The organism is Veillonella sp. 3913 (assembly GCF_003992235.1).
Lineage (GTDB): Bacteria > Bacillota > Negativicutes > Veillonellales > Veillonellaceae > F0422.
In genome coordinates this window covers 273,321-298,652 of sequence record NZ_RQVF01000002.1, presented here as the reverse complement: position 1 = coordinate 298,652, position 25,332 = coordinate 273,321, and the positions used below count along the sequence as shown (strand labels likewise).

Below are 25,332 nucleotides of genomic sequence, written 5' to 3'. Positions count from 1 at the left end.
TTCATTCCTATGAAAGTAATGAAAAAGGATATACTTCATGATAGATATAGAAAAGGCCAAAACAGATGAGAATACAACAATTACAATATTTAGAAAAAATTGCAGAAAAAGGATCTATTAATGAAGCGGCTAAGGAATTATATTTATCCCAACCTAGCTTATCCAATGCGGTAAAAGAACTAGAACACGAAATGGGTGTTCAACTATTGTTGCGCACTAAGTCAGGGGTAACCTTAACCCATGATGGACGTGAATTTATGATTTATGCTCGACAAGTACTAGATCAAATTCAATTATTAGAAGAGCGATATAAATCGAATACCAAACGAAAAGAACATTTCTTTATTTCTGCTCAACATTATGCCTTTGTGGTGCATGCTTTCGTAGAGCTTATAAAAAGTGTAGATACTGATGAATATCAATTTGGTTTGCGGGAAACAGAAACACAAAATATTTTTGAAGATTTAGCTACTTTTAAAAGCGAATTGGGTATTTTGTATTTGAATAGTTTTAATCGTCAAGTAATGGAAAAGTTATTTAAAGAGTATAAATTGACATTCTACCCATTATTTGAAGCGGAACCGCATGTATTTCTGTGCCGAGAACATCCCTTGGCAAACCAAGATAAAATTACCTTGGAAGAACTAGAGGATTTCCCTTATTTATGCTATGATCAGGGAGAAGATAATTCCTTCTATTTTTCAGAGGAAATTTTAAGTACTTTGGACAGAAAAATGACTATTAAAGTATCTGACCGTGCTACTATTTTCAATTTAATGGTTGGTTTGAATGGATATACTATTAGTTCTGGTATTTTGAGCCGTGAATTAAACGATGATAAGATCATCGCCATTCCTCTAGATGTAGAAGATACGATGACTATGGGTTACTTAATGCCACATATGCTAGAGCCAAGTCCCATTGCGAAAAAATATTTAAAACTCTTGAAAGAACATATTCGTAACTATGGTTTTGAAGTCATGGAATGGAAAAAGAAATAAGCTTTTGTAATAGAATATAAGCGATAGAACAGAGGTATGCTACTGTAGGCGTATCTCTGTTTTTGCATATCTAGTAGGTGCTATTGCATAGAATGGGAAGTTCTTTTGAAAAAGGAGTGAGTGATGGTAGAAGAGTGAAGGCCTGTAAGAAGATGAAAGAGAGGCGAGTTAGTAGACAGTGTGTAGAGAGACTTAGGGATATAGAGAGATGTGCATATGTTAGAATGTAACGAGTCTATTGAGAATAAATATAGATTATACATTAAATAACTATTAGTAATGAATAGGTGGTCTATTATGAGATAGATGCTAATCATTGCGTTAGTAAGACTGTAAAATGCGTTATAAGTATCTTGTGATAACTGAAAATTATGTAAATGTGAAATATTGTTATAGTTCATAAAGACCGTTCTATTCTTTCAGAAAACAGTTTATAATCAAGGTATAACTTTATATTCGCCTTACTGGTGCCGCGAGGCTTAATAGGGAAGCTTGGTGAAAAGCCAACACGGTCCCGCCGCTGTAAAGGGGAGCGAAACTTCATGTAGCGTCACTGGGAAACTGGGAAGGCGAAGCGTAGCGAAGATCCTGAGTCAGAAGAACTGCCGTAAGAAGCATGTCGTTAGATCCGCGAGAGACGGGTAGAGATGGTTTTGCGCTAAGTGCATACGCTAAATCATAACCTACCGTTTTCAATCGAAAACGGTTTTTCTTTTATGAATGATAGTTATATCTTTCAGTAAGAGACTAGGTAGGGTGATGAGTTATAGGGATGGGTAGGGTATACCCAGTTTCTAATTGTTTATTTTATTTTATGAGAGCTGCAACGATTACATAAGCTATTAGAATCTCTATGATGAGGCAAATCTCACTAGAAAAGTGGTTTGAGTAAGGGAACGTATGCCTATGTGGTCAGAGAAAGGAAGCTAGACTATGGGACAAGACAAGCATCATGAACCACAAGTTCACGAAGAACAGTTTGAGCTACCAGATGTATCGTTTGATGAGTTTTCTATCCCTACCTACGAGGAGTGGAAAACGACGGTAGAAGGTATCTTGAAAGGGAAAGATTTCCAAAAAAGTATGTATACAAAAACATACGAAGGAATTACTTTACAACCAATGTATTGGTTGAGCGACCAAGAGGGATTGACTCAAAACTTGACATATCCTGGTCGTGATAGCAATTTACGGGGTGCGAAAGCTAGTGGATATATCCATACACCTTGGACAATTGCACAACGTTGTGACGGAAAAACAATTGCTGACATGCATGACATGTTACAATTTGAATTAGATAAAGGTAGCACAGCTATCAGTTTCACACTGGACAGTGCTACACGGAAAGGACAAGATGCTACGAAAGCTGAAGCTAAAGATGTGGCTGACGCAGGGGTGTCTTTGTCTACTGTAGAAGAAGTGGAAGCTTTATTAAAAGGCATGGACTTAACTACAAAAGAATTAGATATTCGTACAGGTGCTAGTAGCGTATGCTGGGCGGCTGCATTACATGCGCTTTGCGAATCTCAAGGGGTGGATGTAAAATCCTTGTCCGGTATGATTGGGGCAGATCCAATCGGTACTTTGGCACAAGATGGTCATTTATCACGCCCTATGGACGAATATTTCGATGATATGGCACATACCATTGCTTGGGCATCTGCACATGCACCACAATTGCGCACAGTTTTGGTAGATACAGATGTATACCATAATGGCGGTGGCAATGACGTACAAGAATTGGGTTTTGCTATGTCTACGGCTGTGACATATTTACGTGAGATGGAACGCCGTGGTATCGATGTGAATACATTTGCAAAACAAATTCGTTTTCATGTCAGTGTAGGAGCTAATTTCTTCATGGAAATAGCTAAACTACGTGCTATAAAAATGGTATGGGCTCAAATTATTGAACATTGTGGCGGTGATGAAGAAGCGAAGAAAATTAACTTGTTCGTAAGTACATCTCACTTTACACAAACTGTATTTGATCCATATGTAAACTTATTACGTGCTGGTTCTCAATCCTTCTCCGCAGTAGTAGGTGGTATGGATGGTATGTTTGTACGACCTCTTGATGGCTGCATTCGTCCAAGTGATGAATTCTCTCGCCGTATTGCCCGTAATATTCAAATCATGGAGCAACAAGAGTTCAACTTCATTCAACCAGTTGACCCTGCCGGTGGTAGCTGGTACTTAGAACCATTGACACAAGAGTTGACTGAAAAATCTTGGGCATTGTTCCAAGAATTAGAAGGTAAAGGTGGCATCTTAGAAACATTAGTATCTGGTGAAACGCAAGAAGCCGTGGATGCTATTTTACAAAGCCGCTTTAAAAACTTGGCAACCCGTAAAGATCGTGCCGTTGGTAGTAACATGTATCCAAATATGACGGAAGAATTACTAGAAGTACCAGTGGTAGATTTTGAGGGCTTACGCCAAGCTCGTGTAGCAGCATTAGCTAATGTGGGTACAACTGATGCAGCTGAATTAGCTCTAAAAAAATTACAAGAATCCGACTTCAGTGAAATTGGTTCTTTGGTAAGTGCTGCGTATACTGCATTAGTAGCGGGCGCTAGCTTTGGACAAGTTTTTGAAGCCTTAGCAGATGGTAGTGAAGGTATCACTGTGAAAGCAATTCTATCTCATCGTTGGACAGAACAATACGAAGAATTGCGTATGCGCACTGAAAACTTCAAAGAAACACATAATGGGGATAATGTTAAAATCTTCTTGGCTAACATGGGTCCAATTCCTCAACATAAAGCGAGAGCCGATTTCGTTACTTCTTTCATGCAAGTAGCTGAATTTGATGTGCTTACAAATGATGGATTCCCAACTGTGGACGAAGCAGTAGCAGCTGCCTTAGCATCGAATGCAGATGTGACAATTGTATGTTCCACTGACGATACATATCCAGAATTGGCACCAGCAGTGACAAAAGCAATCAAAGCCGCTCGCCCAGCTATGAAAGTATTCTTGGCAGGGGCTCCATCTCCAGAGTTGAAAGAACTTTGCGATGCAGCAGGCATGGATGATTATATTAGTGTACGCTCCAATTGCTATCAAACATTATTAGCAATGCAACGCGAGAAAGGAATGATGTAGATGATTCCGGATTTTAGAAATATTCCTTTTACAGCTGCTAGCCCAAAAGCATCCGATTTCGATGCATGGAAAGAGCAATTACAGGCTGAAACTGGCAAGTCCTATGATGACAACTTCATTCGTACTATGGAACAAATCGATGTGGGTCCTGTGTATGATGCCTCCATTTATGATCAATGTAACCATTTACAATATGTAGCGGGTATTCCTCCGTATCTTCGTGGACCATATGGCACAATGTATGTACAACGTCCTTGGACAGTACGTCAGTATGCAGGTTTCTCCACAGCGGAAGAATCCAATGCCTTTTACCGCCGTAACTTAGCGGCAGGTCAAAAAGGTTTATCTATCGCCTTCGACTTGGCGACTCACCGTGGTTACGACTCTGACCACCCTCGTGTAGTCGGTGACGTTGGTAAAGCCGGCGTTGCGGTAGACTCCATTCTAGATATGGAAATCTTGTTCTCTGGTATTCCATTGGATCAAATGTCTGTATCTATGACAATGAATGGCGCCGTATTACCAGTTATGGCCTTCTATATCTTAGCCGGTGAAGAACAAGGCGTAGATAAATCCGTTATGGCAGGTACGATCCAAAATGATATTTTGAAAGAATTCATGGTGCGTAATACTTATATTTATCCACCAGCAGCTTCTATGCGTATTATTGGTGATATCTTTGCGTATACATCCAAATACATGCCTAAATTCAACAGTATTTCCATTTCTGGTTACCACATGCAAGAAGCAGGTGCTACAGCGGATATCGAATTAGGTTACACCTTGGCCGATGGTTTGGAATACTTGCGTACAGGTGTGGCAGCGGGTCTTACAGTTGACCAATTCGCACCGCGCTTATCCTTCTTCTGGGCAATGGGTAAAAACTACTTCATGGAAATCGCTAAAATGCGTGCAGGTCGTATGTTATGGGCTAAAATTGTTAAATCCTTTGGCCCAAAAAATGTTAAATCTATGGCATTGCGTACTCACTCCCAAACATCTGGTTGGTCTTTAACAGAACAAGATCCATTCAATAACATCACTCGTACTTGTATCGAAGCGATGGCAGCAGCCTTGGGTCATACCCAATCCTTACATACGAATGCTCTTGACGAAGCGATTGCGTTGCCTACAGATTTCTCGGCGCGTATCGCTCGTAATACGCAATTGTATATCCAAGATGAAACGAATGTATGTAAAGTTATCGACCCATGGGGCGGTTCTTACTACGTAGAATTCTTGACAAATCAATTGATCCGTAAAGCTTGGGCTCATATTCAAGAAGTTGAAGCTTTGGGTGGTATGTCTAAAGCGATTGATACAGGTCTTCCAAAAATGCGTATCGAAGAAGCGGCAGCTCGTCGCCAAGCGCACATTGACTCTGGTAGTGAAAAAATCGTCGGTGTCAACTACTTACGCCTTGATAAAGAAGATCCGTTAGATATCTTGGAAGTAGACAATACAGCTGTACGTTTGGCACAGATCGAACGATTAAAAACATTGCGTGCTAATCGTGATAATGACAAAGTACGCAGCTGTTTGGATGCGATTACAAAAGCGATGGAAACAGGAGAAGGAAACTTGCTTGAATTAGCCGTAGAAGCAGCTCGTGCTCGTGCCTCTAAAGGTGAAATCTCTGATGCGGTAGAAAAAGTATGTGGCCGTCATAAAGCGATCATTCGCTCTATTTCCGGTGTATACAGCAGCGAATTCAGCGATGACGATGTAATCACAGAAGTACGCAGCATGACTGAAAAATTTGAAGAAAAACATGGTCGCCGTCCACGTATTTTCGTAGCGAAAATGGGTCAAGATGGTCATGACCGCGGAGCTAAGGTAATTTCTACAGCCTTCGCAGATATGGGCTATGACGTAGATATCGGACCTTTATTCCAAACTCCAGAAGAAGCAGCAAAAGATGCAGTAGATAATGACGTACATATCGTAGGTATGAGTTCCTTAGCAGCAGGTCATAAAACATTGATGCCTCAATTGTGTGAAGAACTTAAAAAATTAGGCCGTGAAGATATTATGGTTGTTATCGGTGGCGTTATTCCAGCTCAAGATTATGATTATCTCTATGAGCATGGTGCAGCAGCGATCTTTGGACCTGGTACAATCATTCCAGTTTGTGCTAAAAAAGTTCTCGAATTATTAGACGAACGCTTAGAAGAGGAAGAATAATCTGATTAGACGATTCTAAACTCGTAAATAGGTAAGACATGACACGTAGTCAGTGCCTCGTGCTACTTTGTAGCTGGCTACTGATTGCGTGTTTGTCATATTCGAATCGGTGAAAGGAGGGTGTCTTATGAGTGATGATACCTATAAGCCTTCTTGGGTTCCTGAGGAGAAAGATGATAAATTTGCATGCCGCGTTATGCGTGGTGTGGATGGTGGTCATGATGGGATGGATGTACATACCCATGCACCACAAAAGCCGGTAGCTCCTAAAGTAGTAAAACGAAAAAAACTGACAGTCGATGACTATGTGGAGGGGGTACTGGCTGGTAATCGGATGATTTTATCCCGTGCCATCACATTAATTGAAAGTAATGCAGCAGCTCATTTTGAAATGGCACAGCAAGTGATTCAACGTTTGTTGCCGTACACAGGTAAGTCCACCCGTGTAGGGATTACAGGGGTGCCTGGGGCTGGTAAATCTACTTTAATTGAAGCGCTAGGCACAAAGCTATGTCAAAACGGTCATAAAGTAGCGGTTCTTGCGGTGGATCCATCTAGTACAGTGACAGGTGGCTCTATCCTGGGGGATAAAACTCGAATGGAACAACTTTCACGGGAGCCGAATGCATTCATTCGCCCATCCCCATCAGGTGGCACTTTGGGCGGGTTGACTCGTAAAAGTAGAGAAACTTTGCTGTTATGTGAAGCGGCAGGGTACGATACAATCCTAGTAGAAACCGTAGGGGTCGGACAAAGTGAAACGACAGTACGTTCCATGGTAGATTTTTTCTTGCTCGTAGTGCTTACTGGCGCTGGTGATGAATTGCAAGGCATGAAAAAAGGTGTTATGGAATTAGCCGATGCTATAGTGGTTAATAAAGCTGATGGTGACAATTTACAACGGGCAAAAGTGACACGCCAAGAATACGAACGTATTCTATGGTTTATTCGTGATGCCACGGAACAATGGACAACCCATGCCTACACATGTTCTGCCTACACTGGGGATGGCATCATGGAATTGTGGCAAGGTGTCATTGAAAAATTCATGGAACAATGTAAAGGTAATGGAGTGCTACAAGCACGTCGCCGTGACCAAACTTTATCGTGGGTATATTCTATGGTAGAAGAACATTTACAAAACTTGTTCTATCGTGCACCAGAAATTGTAGCGTGTCGGGGTGGCATCGAAGATGCTGTCATCGAGGGCCGCTTAACACCAACATTGGCGGTGCAACAATTCATTAATACATTTACACAAACAGCTTTGGGGGATCAAGCAAAGAACACCCCATTATTTGAGCTGAAATAAAATAGAAACAGGAGGGGGAACTCTCCTGTTTTGTGCTACTGAGGGCTAAATCCTAGTAGATTTTAGGGTATATGAATTTTGAAAGATACATAATGAAAAATATTTGATAAAAATCTACATGTGTGACAAAAGTAACATAAAAACAATATAAATGTATATTCTATATGGATGTGTAAAATTTTATTAGAACTTAAAAGAATAGAAAGATAAATGGCATATACCTTTCTTTTCACAAGCCTGAATATTTGTTATAATATGACGGAAAGTTAATGAATACATAAATAGTATTGTTTACACTATGTGAGGTGCATAATAATGAGTTTCGAAAGTCGATTCCAACATCTTGATCGCCGTGCCCCGATTGCTGAGGATAATGTGGCGATTATTCATGATTTAGAAAAATGTAAGAACTGTACTCTTTGTCGTAAAGCATGTGCTGACACTATGAGCGTACTTGATTACTATGATTTGGAAGCAACAGGAGATAATCCTATTTGTATCCAATGTGGTCAATGTGCGGTAATTTGCCCATTTGGTGCAATGTACGAACGTACAGAATTAGATAAAGTAAAAGAAGCCATTGCAGATCCAGAGAAAATTGTGGTTATCCAAACAGCGCCAGCTGTTCGTGTATCTATCGGTGAAGAATTTGGATTCGAGCCTGGTACATACCAAGAAGGCAAAATGGTAGGTGCTCTTCGTGCGTTAGGTGCTGACTATGTAGTAGATACTAACTTTGGTGCGGACTTAACCATCATGGAAGAAGCAAATGAACTATTAGAACGTAAATTACATGGCACAGGTCCATTGCCACAATTCACTAGCTGTTGTCCAGCATGGGTAAAATTCTGTGAAACATTCTTCCCAGAATACGTATCCCATATTTCTTCCGCTCGTAGTTGTATTGCTATGGAATCTGCTATGGTAAAAACATATTTTGCAAAAAATATGAACATTGATCCTAAGAAAATTGTATCCGTGTCTGTCGCTCCTTGTACTGCTAAAAAAGCGGAAATTCGTCGTCCTGAGCAAAACAATGCGTCTCGTTACACTGGCGAAGACTTAGGCCCAGATACAGATATCTGTATCACTACACGTGAGTTTGCACAATGGATTCGTGAAGCAGAATTAGATTTTGCCGCAGTAGAAGACTCTGCATACGATAAATTCATCGGTGCTGCTACTGGTGGCGGTGTTATCTTCGGTAATACTGGTGGTGTTATGGAAGCAGCGATGCGTGCATCCTACAAATTCATCACTGGTGATGAACCATCTCCAGCTCCACTTCTTAACTTAACAGATGTGCGTGGTATGGACGGTGTGAAAGAAGCAAGCGTAGAAATCGGTGGACATACCATCAACGTGGCTGTGTGTCATGGTGGTAAAAACATCCGTGAATTCTTGAACGAATTGAAAGAATCTGGTAAAACATATGATTTCATCGAAATGATGGCATGCCCAGGCGGCTGTATCGGCGGTGGTGGACAACCACGTGCTAAATTACCAGTGGCTAATAAAGTAAAAGGTGAACGTATTGAAGGTCTTTATAATTGGGACTCCAACATGAAGCTTCGTTCTTCCTATGAAAACCCTGAAATTAAAGATGCATACGCTAATTTCTTGGAAAAACCATTGGGACATATTGCGCATGAATTGTTACATACTACCTATGTAGATCGCAGCAGTGACTTAGGAGCTCGTAAAGACGTGACTCCTGAAACATGTCCAACATCTCCAAAATTTAAAAAGCCGGAATAATTTAGTTAGTAACTTCAACTCCGGTGAGTCAGCGAATGTGTAAGTTGGTTTGCTGCTGAACGAAGTTATTATATAGTCATCTAAGGATGACAACATACTGCAAGACGAAAAGACTCTCTGGGGACATTCCCTCGAGAGTCTTTTCTATTCTATATATACTCTTGTACATTTTCCGTGTTGGGTGTATAATAGTTTTTATCTAAAATACAAATCAGTGAATATTCATATGATGTGAAGGGCTAGAAGGATAGATATACGTACACGTTCACGGCTTTCACAGGTATGGAATAGTAGGAGGACAGTATGGCAAAGATTGATATGAACAATTTAGATTTTAGTTATAAAGAAACGCCATTCCGTTATGTGTCTAATTTCAAGGATGGTCAATGGGATGAAGGCGGTTTGACGGATGAGGCGAATATTGTCCTCAATGAATGTGCTGGTGTATTCCAATATGCGCAAACAATTTTTGAAGGTTTGAAAGCCTATTACACGAAGGATGCTCATATTGTGTGTTTCCGTCCAGATTTAAATGCACAGCGTTTGCATGATTCTGCAAAATATCTTGTGATGCAACCATTTCCAACGGATCGTTTTATCGAGGCTGTGAAAGAAGTGGTAAAAGCGAATCAAGACTTTGTTCCTCCATACAGCACGGGTGGTAGTTTGTATCTTCGTCCATTCTTGATGGGTACGAACAGTGTTATCGGTGTTAAACCGGCAGATGAGTTCCAATTCCGTATTTTTGGTACTCCAGTAGGGGATTATTTCAAAGGCGGTGTGAAACCGCTGAAAATCCAAATCTCCGATTTTGACCGTGCAGCACCACATGGTACAGGTCATATTAAAGCGGGTTTGAACTATGCTATGAGCTTGCATGCTCTAGAAGCAGCCCATGAAGCAGGGTATGCAGAGAATATGTATTTGGATCCACAAACTCGTACAAAAGTAGAAGAAACTGGTGGAGCGAACTTTATTTTCATCACGAAAGATGGCAAATTAGTAACGCCTAAATCCGATAGTATTCTTCCATCGATTACACGTCGTTCCTTGATGTATGTAGCTGAACATTATTTGGGCATGACCGTAGAACATCGTGAAGTGTATAAAGAAGAATTGAAAGACTTCGCTGAATGTGGTCTTTGCGGTACAGCGGCTGTTATTTCTCCTGTTGGCATGGTTCATACAAAAGAAGAAGATATCTTCTTCCCAAGCGGCATGGATGAAATGGGACCAACATTAACAAAATTGCGCGAAACATTACTTGGCATTCAACATGGTGAAATAGAAGCACCAGAAGGCTGGATTGTTCGCATCGTATAATAGAATACTTTTACAATGACGTAAACGCATGGTTACCTTAGGGTAGCTATGCGTTTTTGTATATTCCTATATAGGGAGATATGAAAGTAGTATGAGATGGTCCAAACTTAAGAATACATGTATACATAAGTAATATGTATTGAAATATATAATAAATTTTGCTAGTATAATATGCAGTTCTATATTCTATAGAAAATAACTATTATGTATGACCAGTATAAACTAAAGTTATGTAGTATGGTAAGGTCTAATTCTTACAGAAGAAAGATCAAAAAGGTACATACTCATCCGGTTTATAGTTAGACAGCTATACGTATAGTCAAAAAGCATAGGTGAATTAGAACTTTCAGTATATGTATACCTAGTGTTAAGTATGCTAGTGTAGTGATAGAAAGCCTAAAGGAGGAGAGGGTTATGATGGAAATGAGTACCATTGCAAAACAACATGAGGAGCAGCGCCATTTGGAAGCAAATGGTTTGTATAGTTCCCAATTTGAAAAAGATGCGTGCGGTATGGGATTTGTAGTCAATATTAAAGGTAAAAAATCCCACGATATCATCGACGATGGTTTGCGTATTCTTGAGCGCTTGGAACACCGTGGTGGTGCTGGCGCCGATAAGGATACTGGCGATGGAGCGGGCATCTTAGTGCAAATTCCACATGATTTTTTCCGCCGTGAGTGCGAAGTGTTAGGTATCCATTTACCACCTGCTGGTGACTACGGGGTGGGTATGGTTTTTGCTCATAAGTACGAAACATTACGGAATGAGCAAAAGCGAATCTTAGAAGAAGTAGTTCGTGAGGAAGGACAAATTGTATTGGGCTGGCGGGAAGTTCCGGTAGACTCTACAGCAGTTGGCCATGAGGCGGCATTAATTCGTCCTTGGATGATCCAAATTCTTATCGGTAAAGGTCAAGATGTGACAAACCAAGCGGAGTTTGAACGCAAATTATATATGATTCGTAAAATTGCAGAAAAGCGTATCGTCCCATTGAGCAAAGAAATGAGTAGCGATTTCTACATTGCCTCTTTGTCTTCTAAAACGATCGTCTACAAAGGTATGTTGACACCAGTGCAATTACGAAACTTTTACCTAGATTTGAATGATTTAGATTTTACCTCTGCCTTGGCGATGGTTCATTCTCGTTTCAGTACGAATACATTCCCAAGCTGGGCACGGGCTCATCCTAACCGTTATTTAGTACATAATGGGGAAATCAACACCATTCGTGGTAATGTAAACTGGATCAATGCTCGTGAAGGTAAAGCAGAGTCTCCATTGTTCCCAGATATTAAAAAAGTGTTCCCTGTTGTTGATGATACAGGATCTGACTCTGCTATGTTCGATAATACCCTTGAGTTCTTGCATATGACAGGCCGTAGCTTACCACATGCGATCATGATGATGATTCCAGAACCATGGGAACGCAATACCTTGATGAGCCAAGAAAAACATGACTTCTATGAGTTCAATAGTTTCATGATGGAACCATGGGATGGTCCAGCGGCGATGGGCTTTACTGATGGGACTGTGATCGGTGGTGTCTTAGACAGAAATGGCTTGCGCCCAGCGCGTTACTATGTTACAGCAGATGACCGTGTGATTATGGCATCCGAAGTGGGCGTTGTAAACGAAGCAGATGATATGATTCGTGCCAAAGGCCGTTTAGAACCAGGTAAAATGCTATTAATCGACACAGAAGAAGGTCGCATCATTTCTGATGAAGAAATCAAACACCGTGTGGCTACAGAACTTCCTTACAATGAGTGGGTGAAAGAACATGTGATCCACTTGTCGGAGATTCAACAAGCTACGGAAGAGAGTATCCCTGAGGTAGGGGACTTGTTCATGCAACAACAAGTATTCGGCTATACCCAAGAAGATTTGGTACGCATGATTATCCCTATGGCAAAAGATGGGAAAGATCCTGTAGGATCTATGGGGGCTGATGCGCCGCTAGCAATCTTGTCGGACAAACCACAAATGTTATACTCCTATTTTAAACAGCTTTTTGCACAGGTGACAAATCCCCCAATCGATGCTATCCGCGAAGAAATGGTGACATCCACACGAGTGATGCTCGGAAATAGCGGTAACTTGACGGACCCTAACAAAGTGGGCACCTATGCAGTATCCATGCGGACACCTATCATGACGAATCAAGAATTGGCAAGTATTAAACAATTGGACTGCCGTCGCATGAAATCCGTGACCTTGTCCATCTTGTTTGACCCAGCCAAAGGTGCGGAGGGTATGAAAGAAGCCTTAGACCGTTTGTGCAAGGATGCAGAGGAAGCAGCTCGCACGGACCAAAATGTGTTGATCTTGTCTGACCGTGGCGTGGACGAACACCATGCGCCGATTCCAGCTTTATTGGCAGTGGCAGCGGTGCACAATCATTTAATTAACACTGTATTACGCACAGAAATGGGCTTAATCTTAGAATCTGGGGAACCTCGTGAAGTGCATCATTTCTGTACACTCTTAGGCTATGGCGTAACGGCCATCAATCCATATGTGGCATTAGCAACAGTACGTGACTTACAAGCCACCAACCGATTGGGAGACCTTACACCAGAGGAAGCAGAAGCAAACTACATCAAGGCCTCTGTGTCGGGCATTATGAAAGTGATGTCGAAAATGGGTATTTCCACTGTACGTAGCTACCATGGGGCACAAATCTTTGAGGCATTGGGATTGAATACGAACTTTATTAGTACCTACTTCCCGAACACACCGACACGCATTGGTGGTATCGGCTTAGGTGGCGTAGCCCATGAAACATTGGAACGATTCCAACGGGCTTTCAAAGAAGATGTGAAAGTCCTTGAACCAGGTGGTTGGTACGGACCTATGAAAGATGGGGAAGAGCATTTATTCAATCCAGATACGATTAAGTTATTGCAAACATCTTTAATCGAAGGAGATTACAATACATACAAAGAATACTCCAAAATGATTCGCAATGACTATCATGTGACCTTGCGTAGCTTGATGGAATTGAACTTCCCTGTAGGTGGCGGTATTCCTGTGGAAGAAGTAGAACCAGTTGAAGATATTGTGAAACGCTTTAAAGCTGGCGCTATGAGTTACGGTGCTATCAGTAAAGAAGCGCACGAAACTATTGCTATCGCTATGAACCGATTAGGATCTACGTCGAACTCTGGGGAAGGAGGCGAAGATACAAGTCGCTTTGTTCTCGATGCCAATGGAGATAATCGCAATAGTGAAGTAAAACAAATTGCATCAGGTCGCTTTGGGGTAACAACGAATTACTTGGTCCATGCGAAAGAATTGCAAATTAAGTGTGCCCAAGGTGCGAAACCAGGTGAAGGTGGTCAATTACCGGGCAAAAAGGTATATCCAGAGATTGCCAAAGCTCGTCACTCCACGCCAGGGGTAGAACTAGTATCTCCGCCACCACATCACGATATTTATTCTATCGAAGACTTAGCAGAGTTGATTTATGATTTGAAATGCGTTAACCCAAGTGCAGCGATTTCCGTAAAATTGACTTCCGAAGCTGGAGTAGGTACCATTGCCGCAGGGGTAGCCAAAGCGAAAGCAGACAGCATTCTCATCTCCGGCTACGATGGTGGTACTGGCGCAGCAGGTCGTACATCTGTAAAACATGCAGGTGTGCCATGGGAATTGGGACTTTCAGAGACACATCAAACCTTAATGTTGAACCGTTTGCGTGACCGTGTACAGCTGGAAGTAGATAGTAAATTGATGACTGGTTATGATGTGGCTATCGCAGCCTTGTTGGGGGCAGAATTATTCGGATTTGGTACCTTGCCATTAGTAGCTGTAGGCTGTCGTATGGCACGGGTTTGCCATATGAATACATGTCCGTACGGCGTGGCCACACAAGATGAGAAGTTACGTGCTAAATTTACAGGTAAACCAGAATATGTGGAAAACTTGATGAAGTTTATCGCCCAAGAATTGCGTGAAATCATGGCTCGTTTAGGCATCCGTAGCGTGCGTGAGTTGGTAGGTCGTATTGATTTGGTACGCCAACGCTCACAAGATGATAATTTCAAATTGTCTCGTGTGGATTTGAAACGGATATTATTCAAGCCATATACAGATGCGTCTGTGGGACATTTACACAGCATTGACCAAGACCATGAATTGGAACGCACCTTAGATATGAAAAAATTACTTCGTATGTGCCGTCCTGCCTTGGATGATCAAAAACCAATTCGTGCCAAATTGGCTATCAGCAATGTGAATCGTGTAGTAGGTACCTTAGTTGGTGGCGAGGTGGTTCGTCGTTACGGTGAAACGGGCTTGCCAGAGAATACTATCAAATTGAATTTCGTTGGTTCTGCAGGTCAAAGCTTCGGCGCTTTCATTCCGAATGGTATGACATTGGAACTTGAAGGTGATGCCAACGACTATCTTGGCAAAGGCTTGTCTGGTGGTACTATCATTGCGTACCCACCAAAAGCTGCTACCTATGAGGCGCATGAAAACATCTTAATCGGTAACGTGGCATTCTATGGGGCTACTTCTGGTACTGCCTATATCAACGGTGTGGCTGGGGAACGGTTCTGCGTTCGTAACAGCGGTATTACCGCCGTTGTAGAAGGTGTAGGTGACCACGGTTGCGAATATATGACTGGTGGTGAGGTCCTTGTCCTTGGCCGTGTGGGTCGTAACTTTGGGGCTGGCATGTCCGGTGGTTATGCGTACGTGCTTGATTTAGATGGACGCTACTGTAATACAGGACTTGTGGAACTTCGTAAAACTAGTGAAAGTGATCTAGCACGGATTCATGAGCTAATACAACAACATGTATTGCATACGAACTCTAAACAAGGTCGACATATGTTAGAAAACTGGGTATTGTACAAAGATCGCTTTACGAAAATCGTGCCAACAGCTTACGAAGAAATGGAGCAAAGTATTGCTCATTACCAAGGTGAAGGCATGCCATTAGAAGAAGCACAATTGGCAGCATTCAAAGCGAAATATATGAGTGGAAAATAATCTACCTAGTAGATAGTTAGTAGCTATGCCCTAGTTGACTAAGAATATAAAAAGGAATGGAACTGATACTTCAGAACCATTCCTTTTTTGTGGAGTGTGTAATTGGTTTATATTGATAATATGTTATATAAAGTGATGTTATTTTGCTTTTTAGTTATTTAGTAGATAGAAAGGGCAGCGGATTTTCATACGCTACGGAAATCAATGATAACATAAGCAATAAGAGAATGCTTGTTTACTAGATAGTATTAGGATTTTGCAATAAGAGTAGTATTAGAAAGAAGGATAGTTTTGCTATTGATTTGGTAAAATAAATACTTATAAATAGAAAATATTGATATACATATTCAGTTAAAAATATTTATCTATATAATTAATAGAATATAGTACAGATAAAAATATTTATATACTAGCTTATTTTGAAAACTATACAATATGAATATGAAGGTATGATGAAATTTTATTTGACTTTCACTTTCATTATGTATATAGTTAAGAAGAGACTGTTGCAACGGTTTACAATAGACAAGTAAAGGTGTGTGTAGATAAATAAATTAGTTTCTTTCACTTGTAATAGTAGTCAAACCTTGCGATGCATCAATGCCTATGATATGTGTAAGGCGTGGTATCCTTGTCGTATATAGGGAAGATTATTTTTTAATATGAGGTGTTAGGATGTATCAAAGAAAAACGGGCAAGTATTTACTGTTATACGGTGCAATTATGACATGGATGGGTATGTTCCATGGCGTAGCAGCGGAGAATGCCGTATATGTAGAAGCGGATCGATTAAAAGCAGCTGAGCAGTATGAGACTCAGCATACAACGATTATTACGCAAAAAGACATTGAAGCGAAACAGGCTAAAAATGTGGAAGATGTGGTCTTCCATGAAACAGGTGTATCTCGTACAGTGGATGCGATGGGTCGTGTGGGTGTGTCTATTCGTGGTGCAGACCCACGTCATACCTTAATTTTAATTGATGGTCAACCAGCTATCGGTGAGTTTGCTAGATATGCAGGGCAAGGCGATGAATTGATGCGCCTAGGAACGGAAAACTTAGATCATATTGAGGTTGTACAAGGGGCAGCTTCCGCGAAGTATGGTTCTGGTGCTATTGGTGGCGTTATCAATGTAGTCACAAAGAAACCGACAAAAACGAGTGGTCTTCAGTTCAATGTAGAGTCTTTGCGCACTAAAGGTGACAAAGGGTCTATGCCATATTCTAATTTCTTCATGCGTGCTGACACGGGAAAAATTGGCAACATTAATATGGCCATTTATGGTAGCAAACGTGATGTGTTACCAGTGTATGCAGCAAACCCGAGAAAATCGGTGGAATTAGCCCATGATGACATGACTGTTTTTAATAAAAACTCTTTGCGCTATTATGGTGAACAATCCAATATCGGTATGAGTGCGCATTGGGATGCAAATAAAAATCATAGTGTAGATATTCGTGTGGATCAACATACAGAAAATTTACATCGTTTTAATAAAGGGTCTAACTCTTTAATGGCTCCCGAAGTGCAGTTCAAACGAAGCATTAAACGAAATCAATACAGTATTGGTTGGCATGCGAAAAATCAAGAGAAAATCAATTGGGATGTAGAGGTAAACTACGCTAAATTGAAGGAAAATGATATTACCTTAACGAATACAGTAGGTCATGTACCGTTCTTTGGTGCCAATGAATTGAACCAAGTAGATACGATCGACCATTCCCAATTAGATATGCATTCGGACTTTCATATTAACGTTAATGACAACCACTATGTGAATGCTGGATTTGGTATTAAAAAAGAAAAAGGTAGTGGTAGCCGTTTAAAAAGCGCTCCTAAGACATCAAAAATGTTTATCAATCCTTGGGACTATGATAAACATTTACGGGAAGACCCAACTACGCATGAAGTATCCTCTCGTGTAGAAGACTATCCAATTGAAAAGGATAAGGATGGCACGCCATATTGGAATCGTTTGAAAGAATGGTATGGTTATGAAAAAGGTGTGCAAGGCAAGGAGTATTTACCATCTTTTACTTACGAAGAGTTTTTCAGTCAAGAGCATGCCTTTGATTTAGTGGACACAGTGCCAAAAGAAATCGAAGGTTCTCATATGAATAGTAATAACCGTATTTCCTATTTCTTGGATCATACTACATCGGAAACGAGAGATCGCTTTAATCAATTAGTAGATAAGTTATATGAACAAAATCCAGAGATTAAAGCGGCTAATGCTAGTGAATCTCGTGTGCGACAAAGTGCCATCGTATATTACTACTATACAGGCAAGCCGATGGTTATCAACGGTAAATCTTACGATGTGAAGTTGAATAATGTACAATTCAAAAAAGGCGATGCCTTACATAATCGTGTCACTGTAGGTCAAGCAGAAATTCAAAAAGAATATGTATATGTACAAGATGATTGGCAAGTCAATAAAAATACGACCATTACACCAATTGTACGTCTTGATCATAGCAACTTATTTGGTAGCAATTTGACGTTCAATGTAGGTATGTTACACAATGTGGGTGGCAATGTACATAAACGGTTAAAAGCCAATGTAGGTACTAGTTATAACGAACCAGGTATGGGCGAATTGTACTATAACTGGGAAATGTATGCTGGTAATCCATTAAGTGGTGGTCTTGGTGGTGGTACTGCAAGAATGGGCTGGTATTGGGTTGGTAATCCTGACTTGAAACCTGAAAAATCTATTAATATGGACTTAGGATGGGAGTATGAAAATAAGAAAACATCCTATCGGACTAGTGCATTCCACAATAATATCAACAATTATCATTCCATTTACTTCACTGGTCACTTATTAGATTTCTATCCAGAATATAATGAAAAAACACATTTAGGCTCTGAAAAATATCAACATTCCCCAGATATGATTTATAGCTTCAAAAATATTGGTAAAGTGTCCATTACTGGTCTTCAAGCAGAAGTGAAACATAATTTTAATAAAAATTGGTCCAGTAAATTAGGATATACCTTCTTGCATACAGTGAATAAATCAGACCCTAATTTGCCAAAACAATTATTGGATAAACCAAAACATAAAATTGATATAGGTATTAATTACGATAACAAAGATTCAGGGGTGTATGCGTCCTTGTATGGCAATCTATATGTGAAAATGCTAGATAGTCGTTCTTTAGCAGGGAATGGTAATTTTATCGATTCCTATGGACCATCTGAAAACGAAAATCCAAATATTTCTCATATTGATACATACTTTAAAGAAGGTAAAAAACAAGAGTATCAATCAAAAACATATAGCGTATGGAATTTCATCGTTCAAAAATCTTGGGGCAATGATATCAAAGCATATATCGGTGTAGATAACTTATTCAATTACCGAGATGATGACCGAGCGATGCAAGGCCGTGTATATCGTTTTGGCTTTAACTTTAAAGTGGGCAGTGATGGACATGTACAAAAAGTTTTGAAAGATCAAACAGGTAAAGAAGTAGCTACTATTGATTTAGGTCCAGTAGATTTTGACAAGTTTATTACCACACCATTCGAAGATATTAGTAGTTCTAAATTGCGCTTTATAGGTGATTATGCTTGGCGTACTCATTACATGGAAGGTCAAAACCGTCCAGATGTAAGAACGACATTAACATCTGCTATTGGTTCTGCGATGAAGAACATGGTGGATCCTTCTGAACATGGATGGGAACAAAAAGTGCAAGTTGGCATGGAAGGTCGTGTGAATGACAAGACGGCAGTGAAAGTTATCACAAGTGCCAGCGGTCATACAGGTCATGCCACAGAGGACAATGTAAAAACAAGCCGAGGTCTAAACAAAGTTAAATTAGAAGAGGCGAATGTTACAAGAAAAGAAAAAGCTTGGGACTTCTCCGTTGGTCGTTTACCTGAAAAATTAGGGGAAACTGGCTATTGGTTCAACCAAACTTTTGATGGTGTACGTGCTGTTTGGACGAAGAACAATACGCAAGTACGTGTTGGCTATGGTGATTTCTCTAGAAATACAGGTATCACTGATTCTGCCTATACTCAAGTATCTTATAAAACAATGGAACGTCCATTGACAGTGGTTGAGTTCTTAGAAAATGTAGATGGATTGAAATTAACAAAACCATTTACTCCGTTGAATAAAGCGATTCGAGAAAAAGTAGGGGATGTGGCTGGTCAATACGAAACTATTCGTAAGTATTACAATTGGGCAAAACAGGCCTACCCTAATTACTTGAAAAATGATGAAGTAAAATACTATATCAGTATTCCAAAAGCGGTGTATGGTTATACTAAAACATATGAAGCATCAGCAAATAAAGCGCCTGAAAAATTAGGTGAAGCAGGTGCGGCATACCTAAAAGAAACAGGTACATATCCATATTATGGAACGGATACTGAAAAGTTTAATAAGCCTACATATAATTTCCCTAGAACGATGTCGGCGGATTTATATCCATCATTGAATAAGGATATTTTAGGGTATAGTTATGACGATGATGCACCAATTCAAGGTGATGGTAGTGCTTTCGTGAAAAAATTCTGGGCTGACCATGGAGCTACTTTAATTGAACGATACAACAAAAAAATTAAAGAAAATATCACTAGTGCCGAAAATAGTGCCAAAGAAGACTATGGATATGCTATGGATGATTTAAAATCTCATACAGAATCTAGAGATACAAAACAAGGTGAGCTAGATGCGGTGAATAAAGAGATAAGTGCCCTTGTAGCAGCGAATCCAACAGGATTGGGAACCTTAGAATCATATCGCGGTAAAGAAAGTGCGAATGGTACTTTCACAGAAACAGAGAAAAAACACTTTGAATTGCTGAAAAAGCAAGACTTGGCATCTTGGCTTGTAGATTACTACAATGGAAAAATTGAAAATGACAAGGAAAGCCTTGCTCGACCTCCATTTACAGCCACAGATATTGTAGGTGGAACGATTGATGAAGCAGCGTTACGTGCTACAATTGAGAAGGAAAATACTTTACCTGCTGATGGAGTTAACAATAAAGGCTTGGTAGCGCCAGTAGCTGCGTATGCAAATAAAATTGACAGCGCCTTACGTTTCACTGAAAAAGGAAGTGCTTTCCCACGTGTACCATTAGGGGAAGCTACAGGCGTTCATGTATTACAACAAGGCTATGTACTTGATCGCGCGGAAGTACCAAGCATTAAACGAGCTCTCTTCGTAGAAGTGAAACAACAAGTTAAAAATAACTTGGGGTTATCTGCGTGGTACTTACATTCTCAAGGCGGTCGCAATGTGGCATTTGAAACAGCTAAAGAAACAGCTGGTGTGAAAGGTAATGAAGTACATCGCTACAACAAAGTAGCCAATGTAGTAGCCGTAGGCGCTAGATACAATCTTGGTAACACAGCATTGTTATCTTTTGACTATGGTAAAAATATGTCATCCTTGGGTAAACACCTAAACGGCAATATGCAATATGACTATAATCAAGGTACGAATACATTTGCCTTGCTAGGTCATAGATTGGGTAAAACTCCTACATTCTGGGTATTGCGTGCTCAAATTGGTGCTGCAGATATTTACAGACCTCATACATGGTCTATGTATGCAGACTATAAACATTTCGAACATGGCTCCTTCTTCGGCGGTAATGGTACAAATGGTTTAACTGACCGCTATTTAGATGGGATCCGAAGCTTTACTGTAGGCGGCTCCTATGTGCCAGCAAGAAACTGGTTAGTCGAAGCAAGTTACACATTCGGTGCGAAAGGTATCGGTCAACGTGATACATTATTCGGACCAGAACGCTTTAACTTGGGCAACTACTCCACAGTACAAATGACGTATAAATTTTGATAACTAAAAAAGGGTCCGAGAGGACCCTTTTTGCATAGTATATTAATTTATGAAGATTACTCTTCATGACTTTTTAATTGCATACCTTCTAACAATGTTTTCTCCGATTCTTCCATATGGATGCGAGCAATCTGGCGAGCTCGTTCCACATCGCGATCGGAGATAGCTTCCACAAGTTGACGATGTTCATCCCAAGTTTTGGCAAGACGACCTGTTTGGCTCATAGACAATGTACGGAACCGCAATGTTTGTTCCCGTAGATTGTTTATCATTTCAACAAGACGATCATTACGAGAAGCTTTATAAAGGATTTCATGGAATAGAATATCGGCTTGTACGACTTTGTCTAAGTTATTTTCGTTCATGTAATTGCCGATTTCTACAAGATGTTGCTCTAAGGCCTCGATTTCTTCATTCGTAATACGTTCTGCAGCTAGTTCTGCGGCTAATTCTTCTAAGATAGAACGAAGTTCAAACACTTCTGTTACATCTTTCAAACTCATATCTGCCACATAGGTACCACGGCGAGGAATCATAACAATGAGTCCTTCTTGCTCTAAAATGCGGATGGCTTCACGGATAGGAGTGCGGCTCACACCGAGTTCTTCTGCCAAAGGAATCTCCATGAGACGTTCTCCTGGTGGTAAAATACCATCGCGAATAGCTTGGCGCAAAGCATCGCTAACAATCTCACGAAGCGGTTTGTAAGCGTCTAAACGGATGGGTTGTAAACGTGGTGCATTCATCGTAGGGCCTCCTCATCATGTGTTTTCGTAATTAGTGAAAGCCAGTTATAACCAGCTTGTTTGATGTATTCTTGTAATCGAATCGCATCCAGTGCTTTTTCCAATAGAACCACCATAGTAGGACCGCTACCAGTCATGATGGTAGGAAATCCACGGTCTAAGAAAAACTGTTTGCATGCGGTAAGCTCTGGGTGGACCGGAAACATTAATTCTTCAAAGGTGTTATCACTCGCCATGAAAGCTTGACGGAAGTCTTTTGCTTTCATATGTGCGGTAACGGTATCCATCGTATCAGAAGTCACACGAGACGTACCCGTAAATCTACCGTAGGCTTTTGCTGTGGAAATGCTCACTTCTGGTTTTACGATCAGTAGCCATTGAGCACTGCTAGTTGGTAAAATTTCTAATCGTTCTCCTCGACCAGTGCCACGCGCAGTGCCGCCTTTCAGTAAGAAAGGAACATCAGATCCGAGTTTAGAAGCCATGGTCAATAGTTCTTCATCGGTTAAGCGAAGGTCCCAAAACTTGTTAAGGCCTAGTAGCATAGCGGCACCGTCACCACTACCACCGCCCATACCAGCACAAGGGGGAACTCGTTTTAACAAATGAATGGCAGCCCCTTGGGTACAGCCCGTATAGTCTTGTACCATACGAAGGGCTTTCATAGCAATATTACTTTCTGTATAGGGAATTAATTGTGCCATATAATAAGGCAGTTCAGGCGCATCGCCAGAGAACACCACAGAATGGTGACGTGCGAAATAGAGGGAATCCCCTAAGAAAATAGATTGAAAAATGGTATCTATATCGTGGTACCCATCATCACGTTTGCCCGTGATAGCAAGACCTACATTGATTTTACTAAAAGCTCGTTGTTCCATAAGATTGTCACCTCAGTGAAGTCATCGAAAATGTTTACATGTACTCTTTATTATATCATAATTAGCTTAAGAAGTGACGATTCTCTGAAAGTATGGTATTCTATTGTGTAGCGGCAATTGGAAAGGAAGTGACTGTATGACTGATGAAGAGTATATGCGTGAAGCCTTGGTAGAGGCACGTAAGGCCTATGATATGGGTGAGATTCCTATTGGTGCAGTATTAGTGCATGAAGGCAAGATTATCAGTCGTCATCACAACAGACGCGAGATTGACCATGATGCGACGGCTCATGCAGAGGTCCTTGTCATCCGTGAGGCGAATGCTATGCTTGAAAGGTGGCGGTTGACCGGTTGTACGCTTTATGTTACCATAGAGCCGTGCCCTATGTGTGCTGGTGCTATTATTAATAGTCGTATAGATCGTGTTGTCTATGGCAGTAGTGATTATAAGGGCGGTGCGGTAGAATCTTTGTTTAATGTACTTTCACATCCGAATTTAAACCATGAACCACAGGTGTTGGCGGGTGTATTGCAAGAAGAATGCAGTCAAATTATGAAAGATTTTTTCAAAGAACGCCGACGTATACGGAGAGGTACTCAAGTGGCTGAAGAGTCCGCACTCGAAATGCGGTAGGTCAGGAAACTGGCGCGGGGGTTCAAATCCCCCTCTCTCCGCCAAAGTAAGGGCTGTGTCAGTAGATGCAGCCCTTTTTTACAAAATGACGTAGTTGTAGGAGGCATGATATGGAAGTATATTACTCCCCTTTACAAGAGGTTAATCAAGAATTAATTCATAAACGATTAGATTTTTTGTTGCGTAAAATTGGTTTTGGTGAAATTGGTTGCGCTGGCAAAAAAGTGGCTCTACTTCGCAATGATTTGCATAGCGATTATGAGGCCTATGAAACGGTAGTGGCATATATGAAAGCACGCATCGAATCCGAAGGCGGCACTGTGGTCTATGTAGATGAGCCTAGCCATCATTCCCGTGAGGTTATTATTCCTGATGGTGAATCTGTGAAAGTAGCCTATATCGATGAACGCATTGCAACTAGTGATGTGGTGATTTCCGTGAATCACATTAAAGCGAATGAGTACAGCGGATTCTCTGGGGCTGTGAACAATACAGGATGGTACTCCGCCAGCTTAGAAGGTCGTCGTGAATTGGTAGCTTTAACAGGTACAGAGCATCATAAAGCGGTGGCTGAATATGCAGCAGCTGCCACACGGAATCGTCAACGATTCCATGTAGGGGTAGCGATGGACGTTGTGGCGGATTATGTGAACCAAGAAAAATTAAAAGACGCAGGTGCCACTAACGAAATCGTAGGAAACCTAGGTATCGTTGTGTCCTACGATATGGTGGCGATGGACGAAGCCTTAGGCGATATTATTACCCAAGCTACACCAGTGGAAAACGGTGTATTAAGCACAGTGGAAAAACGCACATGGGATTATTTCAAAGATATTTCCCCTAATAGCGAATGGCAAGCCATTTTATTACGTGCAGACCGCATGGGACTTGGTACACGTTCCTATGCTTTAGTGAAAGACGAAGAGTTAATCTTCTATGGTGAAAAAATTTAATAGATAATAAAAATCTCTAGTGTAAGCGAGTGCGTAAGGCATAGCTTATACTAGAGATTTTTGCATATTTGTATATGATGTAATGGATGTATCCCAAAAAAGTATATATAAGGGGATACACTGTGTCGTAACAATTCTAATGTATTAGGAGTGACGGTATAGATAGAGAAGCAATAGTTGCCTTGTTATATACAGTTTCGCATTCATTAGGTGTATTAACGAGGATAATACATAATAATCAATACCCCGATGATAGACACAATGCCACCGATGATATCATAGCGATCGGGTGTGATTCCATCTACATAATAGCCCCATAAAATAGAGAGGGCAATGAAGATGCCACCATAGGCGGCGTATACTTTACCGAAAGGCGCTTCTTGTAAGGTAGGGATAATTCCATAAATGATGAGTGTAATAGCACCTGCGAGCATATACCACGGGCTTTTATCGTCTTTCAGGTAAAGCCATACTAAATAACCGCCACCGATTTCAGCAATACCGGCTAGAATAAAATAAAATATTGATAAGAGAATTTGCGACATAGTAAATACCTTTATGTTAACTGCCTTTCATAGGATGAAATACATACGGTACGTTGT

Annotated in this window: 13 protein-coding genes, 1 tRNA gene and 1 riboswitch; of the genes, 11 read left to right on the top strand and 3 right to left on the bottom strand. The window is 40.7% G+C overall.

Annotation, left to right across the window (positions count from 1 at the left end; genetic code table 11):
* Nucleotides 1-65: 65 nt before the first annotated feature.
* From EO113_RS04485 to EO113_RS04450, 8 genes are all read left to right on the top strand, one after another.
* Nucleotides 66-1,001: a LysR family transcriptional regulator gene (locus EO113_RS04485; RefSeq protein WP_126941058.1), complete on the top strand. Its 936-nt coding sequence runs from the start codon at nt 66-68 to the stop codon at nt 999-1,001.
* Nucleotides 1,002-1,449: 448 nt separating this feature from the next.
* Nucleotides 1,450-1,626, top strand: a riboswitch (cobalamin riboswitch).
* A 308-nt stretch (nt 1,627-1,934) separates the two neighbouring features.
* Nucleotides 1,935-4,109, top strand: a complete 2,175-nt coding sequence (locus tag EO113_RS04480; protein ID WP_127135648.1) for a methylmalonyl-CoA mutase family protein — start codon at nt 1,935-1,937, stop codon at nt 4,107-4,109.
* Nucleotides 4,110-6,293, top strand: coding sequence for a methylmalonyl-CoA mutase (gene scpA / locus EO113_RS04475; protein WP_126941060.1), 2,184 nt, complete (start codon nt 4,110-4,112; stop codon nt 6,291-6,293).
* Nucleotides 6,294-6,420: 127 nt separating this feature from the next.
* Nucleotides 6,421-7,605 (top strand): methylmalonyl Co-A mutase-associated GTPase MeaB, encoded by a 1,185-nt coding sequence (meaB, locus tag EO113_RS04470; RefSeq protein ID WP_127010242.1) that lies wholly within the window; start codon nt 6,421-6,423, stop codon nt 7,603-7,605.
* 315 nt (nt 7,606-7,920) lie between these two features.
* A complete protein-coding gene (locus tag EO113_RS04465; RefSeq protein WP_126941062.1) occupies nt 7,921-9,363 on the top strand; it encodes a [FeFe] hydrogenase, group A in 1,443 nt (480 codons plus the stop codon).
* 303 nt (nt 9,364-9,666) lie between these two features.
* Nucleotides 9,667-10,686: a branched-chain amino acid aminotransferase gene (locus tag EO113_RS04460; RefSeq protein ID WP_127135647.1), complete on the top strand. Its 1,020-nt coding sequence runs from the start codon at nt 9,667-9,669 to the stop codon at nt 10,684-10,686.
* 414 nt (nt 10,687-11,100) lie between these two features.
* Nucleotides 11,101-15,687 (top strand): glutamate synthase large subunit, encoded by a 4,587-nt coding sequence (gene gltB / locus EO113_RS04455; RefSeq protein ID WP_370466846.1) that lies wholly within the window; start codon nt 11,101-11,103, stop codon nt 15,685-15,687.
* Nucleotides 15,688-16,362: 675 nt separating this feature from the next.
* Entirely contained in the window at nt 16,363-21,516 is a 5,154-nt protein-coding gene (locus EO113_RS04450; protein ID WP_127135646.1) for a TonB-dependent siderophore receptor, read from the top strand.
* A gap of 56 nt (nt 21,517-21,572) precedes the next feature.
* Here the strand turns inward: EO113_RS04450 and EO113_RS04445 are convergent, their stop codons facing one another.
* A complete protein-coding gene (locus tag EO113_RS04445; RefSeq protein ID WP_062401039.1) occupies nt 21,573-22,262 on the bottom strand; it encodes a GntR family transcriptional regulator in 690 nt (229 codons plus the stop codon).
* A complete protein-coding gene (gene ispE, locus EO113_RS04440) occupies nt 22,259-23,143 on the bottom strand; it encodes a 4-(cytidine 5'-diphospho)-2-C-methyl-D-erythritol kinase (RefSeq protein ID WP_062401036.1) in 885 nt (294 codons plus the stop codon). The genes EO113_RS04445 and ispE overlap by 4 nt, the downstream gene beginning before the upstream one ends.
* Nucleotides 23,144-23,279: 136 nt before the next feature.
* On the opposite strand from ispE, the gene tadA reads away from it, so the two are divergent.
* The 3 genes from tadA (at nt 23,280) to EO113_RS04425 (ending at nt 24,730) form a co-directional block, all read left to right on the top strand.
* Nucleotides 23,280-23,777: a tRNA adenosine(34) deaminase TadA gene (gene tadA / locus EO113_RS04435; RefSeq protein ID WP_072270739.1), complete on the top strand. Its 498-nt coding sequence runs from the start codon at nt 23,280-23,282 to the stop codon at nt 23,775-23,777.
* Nucleotides 23,731-23,821 (top strand) — tRNA-Ser (locus tag EO113_RS04430). The genes tadA and EO113_RS04430 overlap by 47 nt, the downstream gene beginning before the upstream one ends.
* Before the next feature lie 66 nt (nt 23,822-23,887).
* Nucleotides 23,888-24,730 carry a DUF362 domain-containing protein gene (locus tag EO113_RS04425; protein WP_062401034.1) on the top strand — a complete coding sequence of 281 codons (843 nt, stop codon included), beginning with the start codon at nt 23,888-23,890 and terminating at the stop codon, nt 24,728-24,730.
* A gap of 215 nt (nt 24,731-24,945) precedes the next feature.
* On the opposite strand, the gene EO113_RS04420 is transcribed toward EO113_RS04425, so the two are convergent.
* Entirely contained in the window at nt 24,946-25,266 is a 321-nt protein-coding gene (locus EO113_RS04420; protein WP_197413469.1) for a YnfA family protein, read from the bottom strand.
* Between the last annotated feature and the right edge of the window lie 66 nt (nt 25,267-25,332).

What these genes read in the sequence shown, in the direction of transcription:
- EO113_RS04485 (WP_126941058.1), top strand. Translation starts at nt 66, where the DNA reads ATGAGAATACAACAATTACAATATTTAGAAAAAATTGCAGAAAAAGGA.
- EO113_RS04480 (WP_127135648.1), top strand. Translation starts at nt 1,935, where the DNA reads ATGGGACAAGACAAGCATCATGAACCACAAGTTCACGAAGAACAGTTT.
- scpA (WP_126941060.1), top strand. Translation starts at nt 4,110, where the DNA reads ATGATTCCGGATTTTAGAAATATTCCTTTTACAGCTGCTAGCCCAAAA.
- meaB (WP_127010242.1), top strand. Translation starts at nt 6,421, where the DNA reads ATGAGTGATGATACCTATAAGCCTTCTTGGGTTCCTGAGGAGAAAGAT.
- EO113_RS04465 (WP_126941062.1), top strand. Translation starts at nt 7,921, where the DNA reads ATGAGTTTCGAAAGTCGATTCCAACATCTTGATCGCCGTGCCCCGATT.
- EO113_RS04460 (WP_127135647.1), top strand. Translation starts at nt 9,667, where the DNA reads ATGGCAAAGATTGATATGAACAATTTAGATTTTAGTTATAAAGAAACG.
- gltB (WP_370466846.1), top strand. Translation starts at nt 11,101, where the DNA reads ATGATGGAAATGAGTACCATTGCAAAACAACATGAGGAGCAGCGCCAT.
- EO113_RS04450 (WP_127135646.1), top strand. Translation starts at nt 16,363, where the DNA reads ATGTATCAAAGAAAAACGGGCAAGTATTTACTGTTATACGGTGCAATT.
- EO113_RS04445 (WP_062401039.1), bottom strand. Translation starts at nt 22,262, where the DNA reads ATGAATGCACCACGTTTACAACCCATCCGTTTAGACGCTTACAAACCG.
- ispE (WP_062401036.1), bottom strand. Translation starts at nt 23,143, where the DNA reads ATGGAACAACGAGCTTTTAGTAAAATCAATGTAGGTCTTGCTATCACG.
- tadA (WP_072270739.1), top strand. Translation starts at nt 23,280, where the DNA reads ATGACTGATGAAGAGTATATGCGTGAAGCCTTGGTAGAGGCACGTAAG.
- EO113_RS04425 (WP_062401034.1), top strand. Translation starts at nt 23,888, where the DNA reads ATGGAAGTATATTACTCCCCTTTACAAGAGGTTAATCAAGAATTAATT.